This window comes from Parageobacillus caldoxylosilyticus (assembly GCF_019272935.1).
Lineage (GTDB): Bacteria > Bacillota > Bacilli > Bacillales > Anoxybacillaceae > Saccharococcus > Saccharococcus caldoxylosilyticus.
Genome location: NZ_CP040553.1, coordinates 3,374,875 through 3,392,442 on the forward strand (window position 1 = coordinate 3,374,875; position 17,568 = coordinate 3,392,442).

Consider the following 17,568-nt stretch of genomic DNA (forward strand, 5'->3'; position numbering starts at 1 on the left):
CCCAAAAGGTCGGTTTAACGACCTTTTGAGACAGCCTCTTTTTTTATTCAGAAGTAAAACCTTTTCTCCGGTCAGACTCTTCATATTAAATCAACTTTTCATTTTCGTCTATTCCTCTTTCTTCTGACGGGGTACACATTCGTTCACTAATAAGTTTTTCCAGAAGCTTCTTTTCTATTTTTTGTAAATAGAGATTGTTTTCTTGAAGCTTTTTTAGGTTTACATCAAATAACCAAGAACGAATGGCATAATTATGATGAAACAGAAAGGTATAATCTTCATTTTCATATAACTTTCTAATGGGTTGGCAACGAAGAATCTGTTGAATATGATCATCAACCGCTTCATCAGACGGTTCTGCTTTTTTGCGCAATTTTACTCCAAATGGAGTAGAAACTAAAGTAATTATGGCAACAATCATAATAGCCAGCCAATTAGTGAAAGGAAAAAATACTGTATAAACAAAGTAATTAAGAAGGAGGGAGGTAAAGAGATATATAGCTCCGACACTTAAATAAATTATTCTAGCAATTGGAATTGGTAATATTGAAGAAATTTGTAACAGTTCATCAAGGATAGATCCATTATTCGGATTTGCATGGTCCACATACTTACGGTCTGATTCACTATATGTCCATCCTTTGTGGAGAAACATAATTGACGCAAGTAAAAAAGCAAAGCCAATGAAGGGTAAAACAACCTTTTCCCAACTCATTTCTAATAATCCTCTCTTAATTCCAATTGATTTTTATCTTCAATCGATTAAAATTTTTTATCCTTAAAACTTTCCGTAAGACTCATCATAATATTTCAACTATGTTCATTCATACTCAACCAACTCTAGTAAAAAGGCTTTTTACTCAAATATAAGCCAAAACAAATTACAGTTATATCAGTAAATTTTCCCATCCTATTCAAATTTGCAGGTGTACAAATACAGCTGTCAAGAACTTGGCTTAGTCTATATTTGTCGTAAAACCGTATGGTATGATGAAAATACAGGAGAATGGCGGGCATCGCTAGAAAGGGGAAGATCATGAAGCAGCTGAGCATTTTAGCGAAAATCGAAAATCAAATGGAACGATTTTCACCAGCAGAAAAAAAGATAGCTGCGTATATTATGGAACATGCGGAGCTTGTGCCGAATATGACGACAAAAGAATTGTCACGAAACGCCGGGGCAAGCGAGGCGAGCGTCGTGCGCTTTTGCAAAACGATCGGCATCGGCAGCTTTACGGCGCTAAAGCTGGCGCTCGTCCGCGAACTGACGATCGCCGATATGAATATCAATGATTTTTCCGTTATTGAAAAGCAAGATGCGCCGTATGACTTGTTCAATAAAGTCACGTATGTCAATAAAGCGGCTATTGAAGCTACGACGACGACCATTGATAAACGCGAATTGGAAAAAGCGGCGGAAGCAATCGTCAATGCGGGTAAAATTTTGTTTTACGGGGTCGGCGGTTCCGCCGCTTCGGCCATGGATGCCTGCTATAAATTTACGAAACTCGGTTATGTATCGGCGATGTCCCCAGATTTTCACACGATGCTTCCGCTTGCCGCCAATTTAAAAGAAGGGGATGTGTTTGTCGCCATTTCCACCTCAGGAAGGACAAAGGATGTGCTGGAAATTTCACGGTTTGCGAAAAAACAACATGCCACGGTGATCGCCATCACCAAGCTCGACCCTTCCTCCCCGTTATATAGAGAAGCCGATATTAAATTATGCCTCCCCGATGTCGAACAAGACCATCGCATCGGAAGCATGGCATCGAGAATGACGCAGCTGAACGTAATTGATGCGCTTTATTTAATTACTTTTCACCAAGTGGGCAGCCGGGTGATCAAAAAATTCCATGAAACACGAGAAGAAGTTGTGCGCTTAAGAAGGTAGAAAAGGCGAGGGTGCAAACTCGCTTTTATTTTTTCGTCATAGATTGATATTTTATTTCGTAATTATATAATAAAATTGAGAAATAAAATTTCATAACCAAACAAGAAGGTGAAAAGATTGCTAGAACATCTGACAACCGAACAGTGCAATGCGAAAACGAAAAATTTAGACGAAATGACGACACAGGAAATTTTGCAAGTGATGAACGAAGAAGATCAGACTGTTGCATTTGCGGTTTCCAAACAATTAGATCAAATTGAAAAGCTGGTGCAAAAAGTAATTCATTCGTTTCAACAAGGAGGCAGACTGATTTATATCGGTGCGGGAACGAGCGGTCGGCTTGGCATTTTGGATGCGGTGGAATGTCCGCCGACGTTTGGGACCGATCCAGAAATGGTGCAAGGAATTATCGCCGGTGGATTGGAAGCGCTCACAAACGCCATCGAGGGGGCGGAAGATGATGAGGGGTTGGCAGTCCGCGATCTACAAAAGGTTTCGTTGACGGGCAAAGACGTTGTCGTTGGCATTGCTGCGAGCGGGCGCACGCCGTATGTGATTGGCGCCCTTCGCTACGCGAAACAAATCGGTGCGACAACGGGAAGCATCGCCTGCAATAAAGGGGCGGAAATAAGCAAATATGCCGACGTTAGCATTGAAGTCGAAACGGGACCGGAAGTATTGACCGGCTCGACCCGTCTAAAAGCGGGAACGGCGCAAAAAATGGTGCTCAATATGATTTCGACCGCTTCGATGATTGGAATCGGAAAAGTGTATAAAAATTTGATGGTTGATGTCCAGGCAACGAATGGGAAGCTGAAAGAGCGAGCAAAGCGGATTATTATGGAAGCGACAGGCGTGGATGCGAATATGGCGGCGCGCTATTATATGGAAGCACATGGAAATGTCAAGACGGCGATCGTGATGATTTTGCGGCAATGCAGCTATGAGGAAGCAAAAGAGCGCCTGCAAAAAGCAAACGGTTTTGTGCGCAAAGCGCTTCAATCATAAACAAAAGGGGAGAGGAAAAATGAAACGGGAACAACAAATGGCCGCGGCAATATTAGAGCGGCTTGGGGGAAAGGAAAACATCACGCGCATTGCCCATTGCATGACAAGGGTGCGCATGTCATTGCGCGCTCCGCACAAGGCAGATATTGCCGCGTTGAAACAAATCGAAGGAGTAATGGGAGTTATTGAGGATGAAACGTTGCAAATCGTCGTCGGTCCGGGAGTAGTCAACAAGGTGGCCGCGGCGCTGTGCGAGCTGACAGGGTTGGAGCTTGGCGAAGTAATCGAAGAAGATGTGGCGGAGCGGACAAAAGCCGAAATCAAAGCGCGCAACCAAACGCCGTTGAAGCGGCTGCTGCGGAAAATCGGCAGCATTTTCATCCCGTTGATTCCAGGCCTTGTTGCGTCAGGAATCATTAACGGGATCGCCAACTTTGCGAAAAACGCTGGAGTTGATCCGACGGAAACATGGCTGCAGCTGTTACTGCTTATTGGCGGCGGCATTTTCGCCTCACTCGGCATTTTAGTCGGCTACAATACGGCGAAAGAGTTTGGCGGCACTCCGGTGTTAGGCGCGATTGCCGGTATTTTAGTATTTAACCCGGCGCTTGCTGATGTTAAGCTTTTTGGCGAAGCGCTTACTCCAGGACGGGGCGGGTTGTTCGCTGTCATGTTGGCGGCATGGCTGATGGCGGTCATTGAAAAGTATGTGCGCAAATTTGTTCCCAATGCGGTCGATATTATTGTTACCCCGCTGATTACTGTACTTATTGTTTGCTTATTTACATTGATTGCGGTACAACCGATTGCGGGATGGCTGTCGTTAGGCATCACCAGCGGCATTAAAGCGGTGTTGGATATTGGCGGTGCGATTGCCGGTGCGGTGTTGGCAGGAACGTTTTTGCCGCTCGTAATGGTTGGATTGCATCACGGGCTGACGCCGATTCATATGGAATTTATTAATAAAATCGGCTCGACTCCGATTTTGCCGATTTTAGCGATGGCGGGGGCAGGCCAGGTCGGCGCGGCGATTGCGATTTTCGTCAAAACGAAAAACAAGCGGCTTCGCAACATTATTAAAGGGGCGCTGCCGGTTGGATTTTTAGGAATTGGCGAGCCGTTGTTATACGGGGTCACTCTGCCGTTAGGCCGGCCGTTTTTAACCGCGTGTCTCGGTGCGGCGGTTGGCGGGGCGTTTCAAGCGGTCATGAAAACAGCGGCGCTTGGCATCGGCGTGTCTGGTTTATCGCTTATTCCGCTCATCGCCGAAGGAAAATATATCACGTATTTTATTGGATTGGTGATTTCCTATACGTTTGGCTTCATTTTTACGTATTTGTTCGGATTTAAAGAAGAAATGGCGGAAAACGTTTAAAATCGGGAGGCAGCTATGTTTTCCTTTTCTTTCTATTTTTCAGAGCCGTTGGAGCAAATCGAAAAAAAGTTTCAGCAGGCAAGCGCGTACGGATGCACGGAATTATTTACATCTCTTCACATTCCCGAAGATGATTTGGATAAGTATCATCAGAAGCTTCCACGGATAGGGGAGCTTGCGAAACGCTGCGGGGTCGGGGTTGTCGCCGACGTCACCCCGGCTTCGCTCACGAAATTAGGAATAAGCGGGGAGCGGCTTCCTGCGTTGCGCGGCTGGGGGATCATTGGGCTGCGGCTTGACGATGGCTTTTCGATGAAGGAGGCGGCGCATTTTTCTCATCAAATCAAAGTGGTGCTCAATGCCAGCACACTAACAGAAAGAGAATGCGGCGAACTGGCCGCCAAGAGCGCCAACTGGGACCATATTGAAGCGTGGCATAATTTTTACCCGCGTCCGGAAACGGGATTATCGAAAGAAACGGTCATTCGAAAAAACCAAACTCTACGCCGGAAAGGAATTCAAACGATTGCCGCGTTCATCCCGGGAAATAAAGAAAAACGAGGTCCGCTCCATCAAGGGCTACCTACGTTAGAAGCACATCGGCATATGGATCCGCTTTGCGCGTACGCGGAATTAGTGCGAGATTGTAACGTAGATAAAGTATTCATTGGTGATATTTCCGTAACGGATGATGCCCTTATGCGAATAAAAGAGTTTCAAGATGGCATTATTCCGCTGCGTTACCGGCCGCTCGCTGTCTATGATTGGCTTTCGCTCGTGGAAACGGTGCATACAAACCGGCGCGATGCCGCCAGGGACGTGATTCGTTCCGCCGAATCCCGTTTATCGTTGTCATGGCCGGATGACGCGCTGCGGCCTGCTTATATGATTCCAAGAGAAAAAGGGAGCGTGACGATCGATAATAACCAATACGGACGATATGCCGGCGAGCTGCAAATAACACTAACCGACCTCCCTGCTAACGAGAAAGTAAATGTAGTAGGAAGAATTATGGAAGATGATCTTCCCCTCCTTGCGTATGTTGGCGGGGGACAGCGCTTTCGTCTCATGCGGACAACGTAAAACCACCTTTATTGGTGGTTTTTTATTTGGAGGTAAGTGACTTTTTAGAGCGATGGCATCATAAAGAAAACGAGATTTGTAGGGGGGATTGGATGAAATCATTTGTTGCGGAAATTCCGGCATTAAGGGCGAACCTCCCCGACTAAGATTCTAGCCGGAACATCGATTATCTTACATACAGCTGTACTCATGCTGTCAAACATCTGCAGTGTGCGCCGCCTGATGCAAGCCAATGGATGAAGACGAATGCGTCGCGTTAGTTGTTCAACAACAGATGCAAAAGCGGGAGATAACGCAAAGATCTCCTCCAGCAGTTTGACTAGGAGAGCTGTGCTTTTTTTACTTCCATATAAAACGCGGTTAAAAATTTGCGCACGTTAATGCGGCATTTTGATGTTTTGTCCCCATTCTCAAGTTCCTTCATGCGCTTGCGGATTTCTGCAAAATCAAAAAGGCGCGGGGCAAAATATTCAAAAGTCGGATTCGTATAGTCGGTAAGACCGAGGGAAGCGAGATGGGTAAATGCTTGCAGCACGAGGCGGCGGATGCGCTGTTCGAGCGCGCGCACTTCTTTGGTGATCTCCGCCGCATGGTGTGCTTGCTGTATTAATTCCATATATAATTCTTTTAAAGGAGGAAGCTCATGAATCGTTTGCCCTTGCGCTTCTTTTTCCGCCAACCAGCGCATGATCAGCAATAAATCGGCACTTCCCGCTTCCCCGGCGATGCCGAGCAGCAGGAGAAGCTGCTGGGCTTGCTGCTCGAGATTCGTCTGTTCATTTAGAGACAATAGAGATGGAGATGTTTTTGGTTTATCCAATACTTCGAGCATTTGCCGAATAGACTGAAGCGACTGCAAAACAGAAATGTGCTCTGCGACGCGTTTTAATACCGATACGACCTCATAGCGGTTGATCGGCTTTTGAATATATGTATCTACTCCATGAAGATAGGCCTGCCCGATCATTTCTTTATTTTCGACTTGCGAGATCATGATGAATTGGCCGGCAAATCCTTCTTCTCTCAATTTTTTGATCGTTTGAATGCCGTCGCGTCCCGGCATTAATAAATCGATCAGCACGACGTCGACGGAAAACAGCTGGTCCGCCGAAACATCCAGTCCGTCGTCCGCCTGTCCGACGACTTCGCCAAGCTCGTTTTCGTGAATGATTTTTTCAAGCATTTTCCGCACGACGGCATCATCTTCAATGAGAAAAAAACGAAGTGCCATCGGTTATCTTCCTCCTTTCTTTAACAGTTGATCGGTCGGGATGGTTAGGCGAAACACCGTTTGCCCTGGTTTGCTTTTGACAAGTTCGATGTGTCCGGAGAAGCTTTGCATGATATCGCGCGCATGAGTAAGACCGATGCCTGTTGATGGATTGCCATATGAATCATATTTGGTCGTAAAACCGGGCTGAAAAATCCAAGCCGCGTCTTCTTTGGCGATGCCCGTTCCGGTATCGGTAATTTCGATCACAAGGTGGCGTTCCTGCAACCGCGCATGCAGATGGATTGCACCGGTCGACGGAATCGCTTCCACCGCGTTGGCCACTAAATTGTTAAGAACCGAAAGCAGCGGGTAGACGTGATCGGTGGACAAATCTACTGGGCATGTATGCGTAAATGTAATCGTTTTTCCCGCCATCTCGGCATATTTTTCGTTTGCGCGAATTACCATGCCGCACAGCTCATCAATCGGAAGACGTTCTTGCAGCGGCTGGCGTCCGATTAATTTGGACAGGCCGGCGAAAACGCGCTGTACATCTTTTTTCACTTCATGAATATGTTCGGCGATATAAAGTGCAGCGTGCGGTTCAACTTTTTTTCCTTCTATTAAAAAGGAATATAGTTCATAGCTTTTGCGAGTAATTTCTTCGATTAACTGCATCGATTTTTGTAAATAAAACGTTTCCTCATACATTCCTGTGTTAATCATAAGCAATCGTTCTAATTCCTGCTTTCGCGCCTCCGCCAGTGACTGGAAATGTTTGGTCATCAAAATATTGTACACTCCAATGACACAATAGCTGCGTAAAATCGCAAACAATACTAATACAACCATTGATTGATAGGTAACGGTAAACGGTTCGCCTAGCAAATAGCGGACCAACAATTCACAAGCATTGGAAAAAAAGTCAAGCCCCGCGCCAAACACCCCGGCACGGATTGGCATTTTCATCAAGCGGCGAAAGCGAACTGCGGATACGATGAGAGCAAAGCTGATATAGTAACATGCCGCCGGGGCATGGGTGAAAAAGCTATCGGCAACAGCCGCCTCTCCTGTCAATAGATCGAGAAGAACGCGGAAAATGACGACGAAACAGCCTGCACAAATCCCGATTATAAGCGGGGGAAGCGCTGCAAAGGAAATGAGTCCGAAAAAAAATACTGCTCCTCCTAATGAGAATCGAAACGGGCTGTCAAACGGATTAATTTTCATTTCGCCGAAGAAGGCGGTAGCCATGATGAGGATGGTGATCATCAAAAGCCGTTCATGCATTGTTTTTCCCCTGTCCACACGCTGTTTCCCCTTTTTTGTTCTATTATATAACAAAAGGGGGGAAAATAGACCTAATTACACGAGGTTTCCTAGATTAGCGCTGTCTGTATTCCAGTTTTCGAGAAACAAGCGACAGTGAATAATTGACAGCAAAATACATCAGCGCTACTAAAATGAAAATTGGAATGACATAGTTGACATTTTGTCCGTTAATAATTTGCGCATGGTTCATCAATTCTGGAAGGGAGATAACGATCGCTAACGATGTATCCTTCAGTAATGAAATAAATTGACTGACAATTGGCGGCACCATTCGGCGCAAGGCTTGCGGCAAAATGATATACCATAACGTTTGCACATACGTGAGCCCGGAAGAGCGCGCCGCTTCCATTTGCCCTTTGTCAATCGAGTTGAGCCCGCTGCGCACAATTTCCGACAGCATCGCTGATTCAAAGACAACTAGGGCGACAATGGCGGCATAAAATTTATCCAGCTTCAACCCTACTTCCGGAAGGGCGAAATACGTAAAGAAAATAATCAAAAGCAGCGGGAGATTGCGAATCGTTTCCACCATAACAGCAAAAATTTGCGAAATGCCAGGGATTTTTGTATAGCGTATCACACCAATGATGATTCCAAAGATAAAACTAAAAATAATGGATATAAACGCAACTTCTAACGTCACTAAAAATCCTTGCAATAAAAAGGTGAGATGCGCTGGGGCGTATGCACCGGCAAAGTCCATCGCTGTGTCCCTCCTCGCTTACCGGGTTTTGGCCAGGCGGCGTTCCAAATAGCCGACGCCTAAACTTAACGGTATGGTTAATACAAGATAAAATAGAGCGACGAAAATATAGACATCAAAGGTGACGAACGTTTCCGACGAAATTAAATCGCCGAAATACATAAGGTCGAGCCCGGCGATCACTCCTAACACAGATGAGTTTTTCACTAGATTGATAAATTGGTTTCCAAGCGGCGGAATGACAATTTTAATCGCCTGCGGCAAGATGATGTAGCGCATCGTCTGCAAGTACGTCAGTCCCGAAGAGCGCGCGGCTTCCATTTGTCCTTTTGGAACGGCCAATATTCCTGAACGGATGACTTCGGCGATAAATGCGGCGGTGTATACCATCAAACCGAGCGTGCCCGCGGTAAACGGATCAAAGCGGATGCCAACGGCGGGCAGACCGACGAAAAAGACAAAGACGATTAAAACAAGCGGAATGTTGCGGATGAATTCGACATAGGCCGCTCCAAGCCAGTTTAACGGACGGATCGGCGCAATCCGAAAAATGGCGATAATGATGCCGATGGCTAAGCTTCCGATGAGGGCGAGAACACTGGCTTTTAACGTATTGGTAAACCCTTGCAAATACATATCCCAATGGTCGAACAAAATGGAATATCGTAACATGACGGCTTTTCACCTCGTTTCGTCCTGAAGATGAAACAGATGAGCGAAACCAATACCGCTCATCTGTTTTTTCGTATTATTGTTGCGGTTTTTTTCCGATCCATTTTTCGTAAATTTTGTCGTACTCGCCGTTTTCTTTAATTTCTTTTAAGTATTCGTTAATGACTTGCAATAGTTCTTTATCGCCTTTGCGGACGGCGATGCCGTATGGTTCTTCGGTAAACGTTTCGTCAAGAACGCGGTAGTTTGGATCTTGTTTTGCCATTCCCCAAAGCAGCGCATTGTCCGTTGTAAGCGCATCGCCTTGTCCAGCTTTTAAGGCCGTAAACGCTTCAGCGTAGTTTTCAAATTCTAATACATTGACTTGTGGTGCTACTTTGCGAATGTTTTGCGCGGAAGTAGAACCTTTTGCCGTTAACACGGTCATCCCTTTTTTCAAATCTTTCACGCTGTTAATCTTGCTGTCTTTTTTGACTAGCAGCGATTGGCCGGCCATAAAATAGACATCGGAGAAATCCACTTCTTTTTTCCGCTCTTCCGTGATGGTCATCGTTGCGATAATCGCGTCGATTTCGCCGTTATTCAGCATTGGGATGCGTGTTTTGGATGTTACTTCTTTTAATTCGATTTTGTTTTCGTCACCGAGAATTTTTTTCGCTAACCCTTTGGCGATATCGATATCAAATCCTTCTACTTTTCCGGTTTCCGGATTTTTGAGCCCAAACAGGTTTAAGTCATATTTGACGCCGACAATCAGTTTGCCGCGCTTTTTAATTTTCTCTAACGTGTTCGTCCCGGCCGACGTTTCCGTCGATTTCGCCCCGTCCCCTTTGTTGGACGTGGATGATTCGCTGCTGCATCCGGCTAAAGCAGTAATACTCAATAATGCGATAAGTGCAAGGGTGATCCATATTTTCCAAACCGTTTTTCTTTTCATAAAAAAACCCCCTTTGTTTGATTCGAAACATTTCTTTGCTCATTCATTAATGGTTGAGAATGCGGCGCAGAAATACTTTCGCCCGTTCTTCTTTTGGGTTGGCGAAAAACTCTTCCGGCGGCGCTTCTTCTAAAATGCGGCCTTGGTCCATAAATACGATGCGGTCTGCTACCTCGCGGGCAAATCCCATTTCGTGGGTGACGACGACCATTGTCATGCCTTCTTTCGCCAATTGTTTCATGACGTCGAGCACTTCGCCGATCGTTTCCGGGTCAAGCGCTGATGTTGGCTCGTCAAAGAGCATAATTTTTGGTTTCATCGCCAAGCCTCTGGCGATCGCCACGCGCTGTTGCTGGCCGCCGGATAGCTCGGAAGGGTAGGCATTTGCTTTGTCAGGAATGCCAACTTTTTCTAAATAATACATTGCCGTTTCTTTCGCTTCTTTCTCAGGAATGCGAAGCACTTTCATCGGCGCTAGTGTAATGTTTTGCAATACGGTCATGTGTGGATACAAGTTAAAATGCTGAAACACCATGCCGATGTTGCGCCGCAGTTGGTTAATGTCGATGTGTTTGTCATTGACTTTGACGTTATCCACGATTAATTCGCCGCTCGAAATTGTTTCCAAACGATTGATGCAGCGAACTAATGTGCTTTTCCCCGACCCGGATGGCCCGATAATGACGACGACTTCCCCTTGATGGATCGTTAAATTAATATCTTTTAAGACATGGAAATCACCGTAATATTTGTTTACTTGATGAAAATAAATCAATAAACCCCCTCCTTTTTGTGAAAATTGTTGTTGTTTTCAGAATTGATTGTAAACAAGAACTACAGAAATCTACCGAAAACGACGATAATCTTCTAAGAGGAGCGATGTGGGATGTAATAGGTGTCGGAATATTTTATAAAATTTATTTCCACATGAATATTAAAAGTATTATAATGATTATGTGTACGAGTGGATTTGTCTATACTTTTGGAAAGGGGAGAAAACGATGAAATACCGGAAGCTCGGGCGAACAGGGCTGAAAGTAAGTGAGATTAGTTTAGGCAGCTGGCTTACATACGGCAATTCAATTGAGAAAGAAGCGGCGATTCGTGTCATTGATAAAGCGTATGAGTTGGGAATCAACTCGTTTGATACAGCCAACGTGTACGCCCGCGGGGAAGCAGAAAAAATCGTCGGCGAAGCATTGCGCAAATATCCGCGCGAATCATACGTATTGGCGACGAAAGTGTTTTGGCCGATGGGGGACGGCCCAAACGACCGCGGCTTGTCGCGCAAACATGTGTTTGAACAGCTCCATGCCAGCTTAAAACGTCTGCAATTAGATTACGTCGACATTTATTATTGTCACCGCTATGATAAGGAAACGCCGGTAGAGGAAACGCTCCGTACCATTGATGATCTTGTGCGTCAAGGCAAAGTGCTATATGTCGGTGTCAGCGAATGGACAGCCCAGCAAATTCAAGAAGCGCTTGGCACGGCGGATAAATATTTATTGGACCGCATCGTCGTCAACCAGCCGCAATATAACATGTTCCACCGTTACATTGAGAAAGAAATCATTCCGGTTTGCGAACAAAACGGCATTAGCCAAATCGTTTTCTCGCCGCTGGCACAAGGCGTGCTGACCGGAAAATATAAACGCGGGCAAAAAGCGCCGGAAGGAAGCCGGGCGAGCGACCCGAAATCCAATATGTTTATGAGTGACTTACTAAAAGAGGAAATTCTCGTCAAAGTCGAGCAATTAGAAAAAGTAGCCGCCGAACTCGGCATCACCCTTTCCCAATTGGCGCTCGCCTGGGTATTGCGCCAGCCGAACGTCGCGAGCGCTCTCATCGGCGCCAGCCGGCCGGAACAAGTCGAAGAAAACGTCAAAGCCGTGGACGTCCAATTAACAGAAGATGTGCTTGAGAAAATTGAACAAATTCTTGCATAGGTAAACTAGAGAGAAAGAGGCTGTCTCAAAAGGTCGTTAAACCGACCTTTTGGGGACAGCCTCTGTTTCTTTTCTTTACTATTTGGTTATTTATTCCTTTTTTGAAGCAGGAATTTCTCCTTATTTCTGAATTTTATCCTGTTTTTTCTTTGTTGGATCGGTTGTGGCCGCCCACTTTCTCAAATTGTGAGCAGCACAAATAAGCCCCCATTCCAAGGTAATTTTTGGGAGCCCTCTTAACAAAAAGCGCTGAAATTGCTGGTTGTGCTTGATTTGCCCAAACACCGGCTCGTTTTCGATTTGTCGTTTTCGGTACGTCGCCGCCCCTTCTTCCGTGGACAGCCGTTTACGGATCTCTTGCCGTTGTTGTTGATTTTTCAAGGAAACGCGGATGGTTTTCGTGTCTTTGCCTTTGGCGCATGTCGCCTGAAACGGACATCCGGCACAAGCCGTACAACGATACGTCCGTTTGACGGTAACGTACCCGTTGTCGGTCGTTTCCTTCCGTTCATACACAAACACCAACCGTTCCCCTTTAGCGCAAATCCACTCATCCAGCTCCTCATCATACGTCATGTTCTCGATTCGGCCGATCTCCTTCGCCCACGCTTTCGTTTGTTCCCGATCTAACGTGTTGTACTTGATCAGGGCGACTATCTTCTTTTTCTCACAGTACGTGTAGTTCTCCTCACTCCCATAGGCGGAATCCGCAATGGCTTGTTTAGGCATTGGACGCCCATAGGCGGCCAATTGCTCCAAATGCGGAATGAAACATCCGGCATCCCCTGCCCGTTGATGCACGCTAAATCCAGTGATGAATTGGTTCTCTGTCCCAATCTGCACATTGTACCCCGGTTTGAGCTGGCCATTTTTCATATGGTCGTCCTTCATCCGCATAAACGTGGCATCCGGATCCGTTTTCGAAAAACTGTTCCGTTCGCCTAATCTTTCTTTGTATTCTTCATATTTTTTCTTACGGGGGAGAAGATCTTGTTCCAATTGCCGTTTGGCTTTCTTTAACGTACGATTCTTCGGCTCTTTCTTTAGGCGCTCTTCCACTTGTTCGATGACGGCTTCGATCCTTTCGGACGTGATCGGTGAAGCTTCCAGCTTTTCTTGAAAATCCCCCTCTTGTTCCGCCTCTTCATCTTCTTTCGTCACCTGTTCGATCGAGGCAACGATTTTCCGGAATTTCTCCTCCAGTTTCTGATCGTACTTTTCCGTTGATTTGCGCCAAACGAATGTATATCGGTTGGCATTGGCCTCGATTTTCGTTCCATCCAGAAAATAATCCTCTAACTTGACCAACCCTTCTTGACGCAGAAGATCGACAATGGAGAAAAACGTTTCGTAAATGATGTCCTTCATCCGTTCCGACCGAAATCGGTTGATCGTGCGAAAATCCGGTGTTTGATGGCCGGATAGCCACATAAAGTAAATGTTTTCTTTCAACTGCTTGGCGATTTGGCGAGAGGAGTAGATCCGATTGGCGTAGGCATACAGGATGACTTTCAACATCATTTTCGGATGATAGGCTGGACGCCCTCCGCCAGGATAGAGGGAAACGAACAGAGCCGGATCCATTTTTTCCACTGCCAGATCCACAATCCGGCAAAGATGATGTTTGGGAATGAAAATTTCAAGATCCATTGGCAAAATGAGTTGATCTCGGTTATAATAAATGTACATAAGAAAACCGTCCTTTCTTTGGTAGGGTTGTGGTGACTCTATTATACCAAAAGAGGAACGGTTTTCTTCTTTTTTATCCAAAAAAGTGTCCCAAAAGCGAACGCTATGCGAACACTTTTGGGACATCCTCTTTTTTAGTCTAAAGATTTTTGTCTATTCAAAGTTAAATTTATGAAGAGTAAATGAGTTGTGTGTAGAAGGAATATAGGGAGAAAAAAAGAAGAACAAATGGCTAACAGTATGATTATAATTTCTGTATACAATCAAACTTATCGTGTGAAATTTATTTTAAAATCTCACTTATCTCATTAATACTCGCTCATCTTTGCGAAAATTGAATAAATGTAACGAAAATCTATATATTAGAAGAGAAGGGATTTCAACAGAATTATGTAGACATTTTTAATAAAAATTTAGCTTGACTATTATGAAAATTTGTAATATTATAAAATCGATTCAACGGCGTTAATTATTTTATCTATATTATAAAACTGTGTTTTATAATATAAAACAATAATGTTGCTTTCTGCCCATACACAAAAACAACTTCTTTGGATGATGATTACCGTCACAGAAATTCTTTTTATCTTGGTTATATTAATAAACACGGTTTTATAATTTAAAACGAAACTTTCTTGTAATATATTTTGAAAGCGCTTAATATATTCACCTTTTCTGGTTGGATAAGTAGCAAATTTTGTTTCTAGAAATCAAAAAAGAGAGGAGCTGTTCCAAAAAAATGAAAAAAATTGGCGTACTCTTTTTCACGTTTTTCGTTTTCATTTCTGTTATTTTGTCAGGTTGTAGTACTGAAAAACAAGCAGCACAGGGGGGAGGGAAAAACGGAGGAACTAAAGTGATTAAAGTAGCAAACTATTTTGCAGAAGATCATCCACAAAATATTGCTTTGAGAGAAAAATTTAAAAAAATGGTTGAAGAAAAGTCAGGTGGAACTCTTAAAGTACAGATTTATCCCAATAGTACTCTAGGGGCTGAAAAGGAATTTTATGACGGTGTGCGCAATGGCACTATTGAAATGGGGATTCCTGGCTTGATTATGCAAAATGATATTCCAAAAATGGGGGTACCAGAGTGGCCGTTTTTATTTAAAGATTTTGAACATGTAAGAAAAGTATTAAATGGACCGATTGGAAAGGAAATTACGGCAGATCTTGAAAAAAAGCATGGTGTTCATCCGTTAGCATGGAGTGCAAATGGGTTTAGAATGTTTTCGTCTAATAAAACAATAAATTCTATGGATGACTTTAAGGGGCTACGCATTAGAATGCCTAATATTCCTAACTATATTACTATAGGAAAATTACTTGGAGCAAATGTTACGCCAATGCCAATATCAGAGGTTTTTACGGCACTGGAACAAAAAGTGGTTGATGGACAGGATAATCCTATTGCCACATTACGTGCTTCGGGATGGTATGAGGTCCAAAGTAATGTACTAGAGTCCAAGCATATGTTTAGTCCAAATATCTATATTATTAACAGTAAATTTTGGCATAGTTTGACCCTGGAGCAACAAAAAATTATTGAAGAAGCTGCAAAAGAATCAGCCAATTACGAATTTGAACTTATGGAAAAGAGTTATGGAGAAGATAAAAAATTTTTAGAACAACATGGAATTAAGTTTACAACACCGAGCCCAGAATTTACTAAACAAATGCAAGAAGCAGTACAGCCGTTATATGATGAACTTTTTAAAAAATATGATTGGGCAAAAGGCTTATATGAAAGGATAAAAGCAGAAGCTAAGTAAATAAGTAAAACGGATAAAAATGGAAAAAGGATGGTGAATCTATTGAAGAAACTTAGCAAACTAGTAAATGGTATTTTAAATGTATTGATCGTATTGACTCTTGCCATGATGTGTATTTTGGTATTCGGTAATGTTGTCTTACGTTATGTATTTAACTCAGGTATAACTTGGTCCGAAGAAATGTCCCGTTTCCTATTTGTATGGATGGTCTTTTTAGGGGCAATTGCTGCTTTGAAAGAAAATATGCATCTTGGAGTAGACATAGTTATCAATGCATTGCCTCATAAAGCAAAAAAAGTAGTGTTTATCGTTAGCAATTTGTTGGTTCTATATGTTCTTTGGTTATTGTTAAACGGAAGCTGGAAAATGGCTGTGTTGAATATGGATAGCAAAGCGCCCGCGACGGGCACTCCTTTAGGTTTAGTATATGGCATAGGCGTAGTAACAAGTATAGGAATGGCTATTATAGTCTTAGTCAATATGTTTCGAACGCTTTTTGTACGGAACGCATCGTTATCTATGATTTCCAATTCTGATGAGGCAATTATCACTCAGGTGGTCGGTGATGGTGATCAAAAAAAGAACAATATAAAGGATATCGACGCTAATGATTCTACAAAATTAACCGTTTAAATTAAATTACATAATTGGAGGTAGATTATGGTAGGTATATTTTTAGGATCGTTGTTCGGTTCATTAGCTATAGGCATCCCTATTGCTTTCGCACTTATTATAAGTGGTATTGCCTTAATGGTTTTTATGGGAAATTTCGATAGCCAGATTATTGCGCAAAATCTTATAAACGGAGCAAATAACTTTTCATTAATGGCAATTCCGTTTTTTGTCCTTGCTGGTGAGTTAATGAATGCAGGAGGAATATCAAAACGAATTGTTGCTTTTGCAATGTCGCTTGTTGGCCATATACGTGGAGGATTAGGTTTTGTTGCAATTATTGCAAGTGTTTTATTTGCTGGTTTATCTGGTTCGGCAGTAGCCGATACTGCTGCGCTTGGAGCGATTTTAATCCCGATGATGGTTTCCAGGAAATACAATGTTAATCGGTCAACTGGTATTGTTTGTGCCGCCGGAATTATTGCTCCTGTAATTCCTCCTAGTATACCGATGATTATTTTTGGTGTAACAGCAGGCGTCTCTATTACCCAATTGTTTATGGGAGGAATAGTCCCAGGAATTTTAATGGGAGCAGGGTTAATGATTGTGTGGGCGATACTTTCTAGAAGGGATACATGTGAATTGCCGAAAAGAAAAACAACTAAAGAAATTCTTGCTGCAGTACGCGAAGCTATTTGGGCATTGCTATTACCAGTGATTATTATCGGTGGATTAAGAGGAGGGATTTTTACTCCTACCGAAGCAGGAGTTATAGCCGTGTTTTACGCCTTATTGATAGGAACATTGATTTATAGAGAGTTAAAAATTAAAGATTTGTATCAAATCTTCCTTGCGGCTGCTAAAACAACAAGTGTTGTTATGTTCGTTGCGGCTGCTGCTATGGTTTCGGCCTGGTTAATCACAGTGGCGAATGTACCAGCGGAAATGGCGAATATGCTAGGGGGGTTAGTTAATAAACCTTTACTACTTATGATTATAATTAATATCTTATTATTATTGGTTGGATTGGTTATGGACCTTACACCAGCGATCCTTATCTTTACTCCGGTTTTATTGCCGCTTGCTAAATTAGCTGGAATAGATCCGATTTATTTTGGGATTATTATGGTGATTAATTTATGTATTGGATTGATTACTCCGCCAGTAGGAACAGTTTTATACGTAGGCTGCGGAATCAGCAAACTCAGTTTGTGGGAATTAACTAAGGGAATTTGGCCGTTTTTGATCGTTCACGTTGTAATATTAATGTTGCTGATTTTATTCCCTTCAATAGTTACTGTTCCTTTAGGATGGTTTAACTAGATTTGTT

16 protein-coding genes are annotated in these 17,568 nt (G+C 43.4%); 8 read left to right on the top strand and 8 right to left on the bottom strand.

Features of this window, described 5'->3' with window-relative positions; translation table 11 throughout:
* Positions 1-85 precede the first annotated feature (85 nt).
* Positions 86-715 carry a hypothetical protein gene (locus BV455_RS17295; protein ID WP_218687464.1) on the bottom strand — a complete coding sequence of 210 codons (630 nt, stop codon included), beginning with the start codon at positions 713-715 and terminating at the stop codon, positions 86-88.
* 321 nt (positions 716-1,036) lie between these two features.
* Between BV455_RS17295 and BV455_RS17300 the strand changes: the two genes are divergently transcribed.
* From BV455_RS17300 to BV455_RS17315, 4 genes are all read left to right on the top strand, one after another.
* A complete protein-coding gene (locus BV455_RS17300) occupies positions 1,037-1,894 on the top strand; it encodes a MurR/RpiR family transcriptional regulator (RefSeq protein WP_061579487.1) in 858 nt (285 codons plus the stop codon).
* 117 nt (positions 1,895-2,011) lie between these two features.
* Positions 2,012-2,902: an N-acetylmuramic acid 6-phosphate etherase gene (murQ, locus tag BV455_RS17305; protein WP_218687465.1), complete on the top strand. Its 891-nt coding sequence runs from the start codon at positions 2,012-2,014 to the stop codon at positions 2,900-2,902.
* 19 nt (positions 2,903-2,921) lie between these two features.
* The gene (locus tag BV455_RS17310) at positions 2,922-4,277 is read left to right on the top strand and encodes a PTS transporter subunit EIIC (RefSeq protein WP_218687466.1); all 1,356 of its coding nucleotides are present in this window, start codon (positions 2,922-2,924) and stop codon (positions 4,275-4,277) included.
* Between the two features lie 15 nt (positions 4,278-4,292).
* Positions 4,293-5,360 (top strand): DUF871 domain-containing protein, encoded by a 1,068-nt coding sequence (locus BV455_RS17315; RefSeq protein WP_218687467.1) that lies wholly within the window; start codon positions 4,293-4,295, stop codon positions 5,358-5,360.
* 319 nt (positions 5,361-5,679) lie between these two features.
* Here the strand turns inward: BV455_RS17315 and BV455_RS17320 are convergent, their stop codons facing one another.
* The 6 genes from BV455_RS17320 to BV455_RS17345 all read right to left on the bottom strand — a co-directional run bounded on the left by BV455_RS17320 (position 5,680) and on the right by BV455_RS17345 (position 10,992).
* The gene (locus BV455_RS17320; protein WP_218687468.1) at positions 5,680-6,591 is read right to left on the bottom strand and encodes a response regulator; all 912 of its coding nucleotides are present in this window, start codon (positions 6,589-6,591) and stop codon (positions 5,680-5,682) included.
* A 3-nt stretch (positions 6,592-6,594) separates the two neighbouring features.
* Positions 6,595-7,863 carry an ATP-binding protein gene (locus BV455_RS17325; RefSeq protein ID WP_061579492.1) on the bottom strand — a complete coding sequence of 423 codons (1,269 nt, stop codon included), beginning with the start codon at positions 7,861-7,863 and terminating at the stop codon, positions 6,595-6,597.
* Between the two features lie 94 nt (positions 7,864-7,957).
* A complete protein-coding gene (locus BV455_RS17330) occupies positions 7,958-8,608 on the bottom strand; it encodes an amino acid ABC transporter permease (protein ID WP_061579493.1) in 651 nt (216 codons plus the stop codon).
* A gap of 18 nt (positions 8,609-8,626) precedes the next feature.
* Positions 8,627-9,280 (bottom strand): amino acid ABC transporter permease, encoded by a 654-nt coding sequence (locus BV455_RS17335; protein WP_017437278.1) that lies wholly within the window; start codon positions 9,278-9,280, stop codon positions 8,627-8,629.
* A gap of 76 nt (positions 9,281-9,356) precedes the next feature.
* Positions 9,357-10,217 carry a glutamate ABC transporter substrate-binding protein gene (locus BV455_RS17340; RefSeq protein WP_218687469.1) on the bottom strand — a complete coding sequence of 287 codons (861 nt, stop codon included), beginning with the start codon at positions 10,215-10,217 and terminating at the stop codon, positions 9,357-9,359.
* A 46-nt stretch (positions 10,218-10,263) separates the two neighbouring features.
* Positions 10,264-10,992 (bottom strand): amino acid ABC transporter ATP-binding protein, encoded by a 729-nt coding sequence (locus BV455_RS17345; protein WP_017437280.1) that lies wholly within the window; start codon positions 10,990-10,992, stop codon positions 10,264-10,266.
* A gap of 226 nt (positions 10,993-11,218) precedes the next feature.
* Between BV455_RS17345 and BV455_RS17350 the strand changes: the two genes are divergently transcribed.
* On the top strand, positions 11,219-12,166 hold the full coding sequence (locus tag BV455_RS17350; RefSeq protein WP_017437282.1) for an aldo/keto reductase family protein: 948 nt from the start codon (positions 11,219-11,221) through the stop codon (positions 12,164-12,166).
* Positions 12,167-12,286: 120 nt separating this feature from the next.
* Here the strand turns inward: BV455_RS17350 and BV455_RS17355 are convergent, their stop codons facing one another.
* The gene (locus BV455_RS17355; RefSeq protein ID WP_218687463.1) at positions 12,287-13,855 is read right to left on the bottom strand and encodes an IS1182 family transposase; all 1,569 of its coding nucleotides are present in this window, start codon (positions 13,853-13,855) and stop codon (positions 12,287-12,289) included.
* 739 nt (positions 13,856-14,594) lie between these two features.
* Here BV455_RS17355 and BV455_RS17360 point away from each other — a divergent pair.
* Genes BV455_RS17360 through BV455_RS17370 form a run of 3 tightly spaced genes read left to right on the top strand, consistent with a single transcriptional unit; the run spans position 14,595 to position 17,561 of the window.
* On the top strand, positions 14,595-15,626 hold the full coding sequence (locus BV455_RS17360; protein ID WP_061579496.1) for a TRAP transporter substrate-binding protein: 1,032 nt from the start codon (positions 14,595-14,597) through the stop codon (positions 15,624-15,626).
* 42 nt (positions 15,627-15,668) lie between these two features.
* Positions 15,669-16,259 carry a TRAP transporter small permease gene (locus BV455_RS17365; RefSeq protein ID WP_081804201.1) on the top strand — a complete coding sequence of 197 codons (591 nt, stop codon included), beginning with the start codon at positions 15,669-15,671 and terminating at the stop codon, positions 16,257-16,259.
* Positions 16,260-16,283: 24 nt separating this feature from the next.
* Positions 16,284-17,561: a TRAP transporter large permease gene (locus BV455_RS17370; protein ID WP_061579497.1), complete on the top strand. Its 1,278-nt coding sequence runs from the start codon at positions 16,284-16,286 to the stop codon at positions 17,559-17,561.
* Positions 17,562-17,568 lie beyond the last annotated feature (7 nt).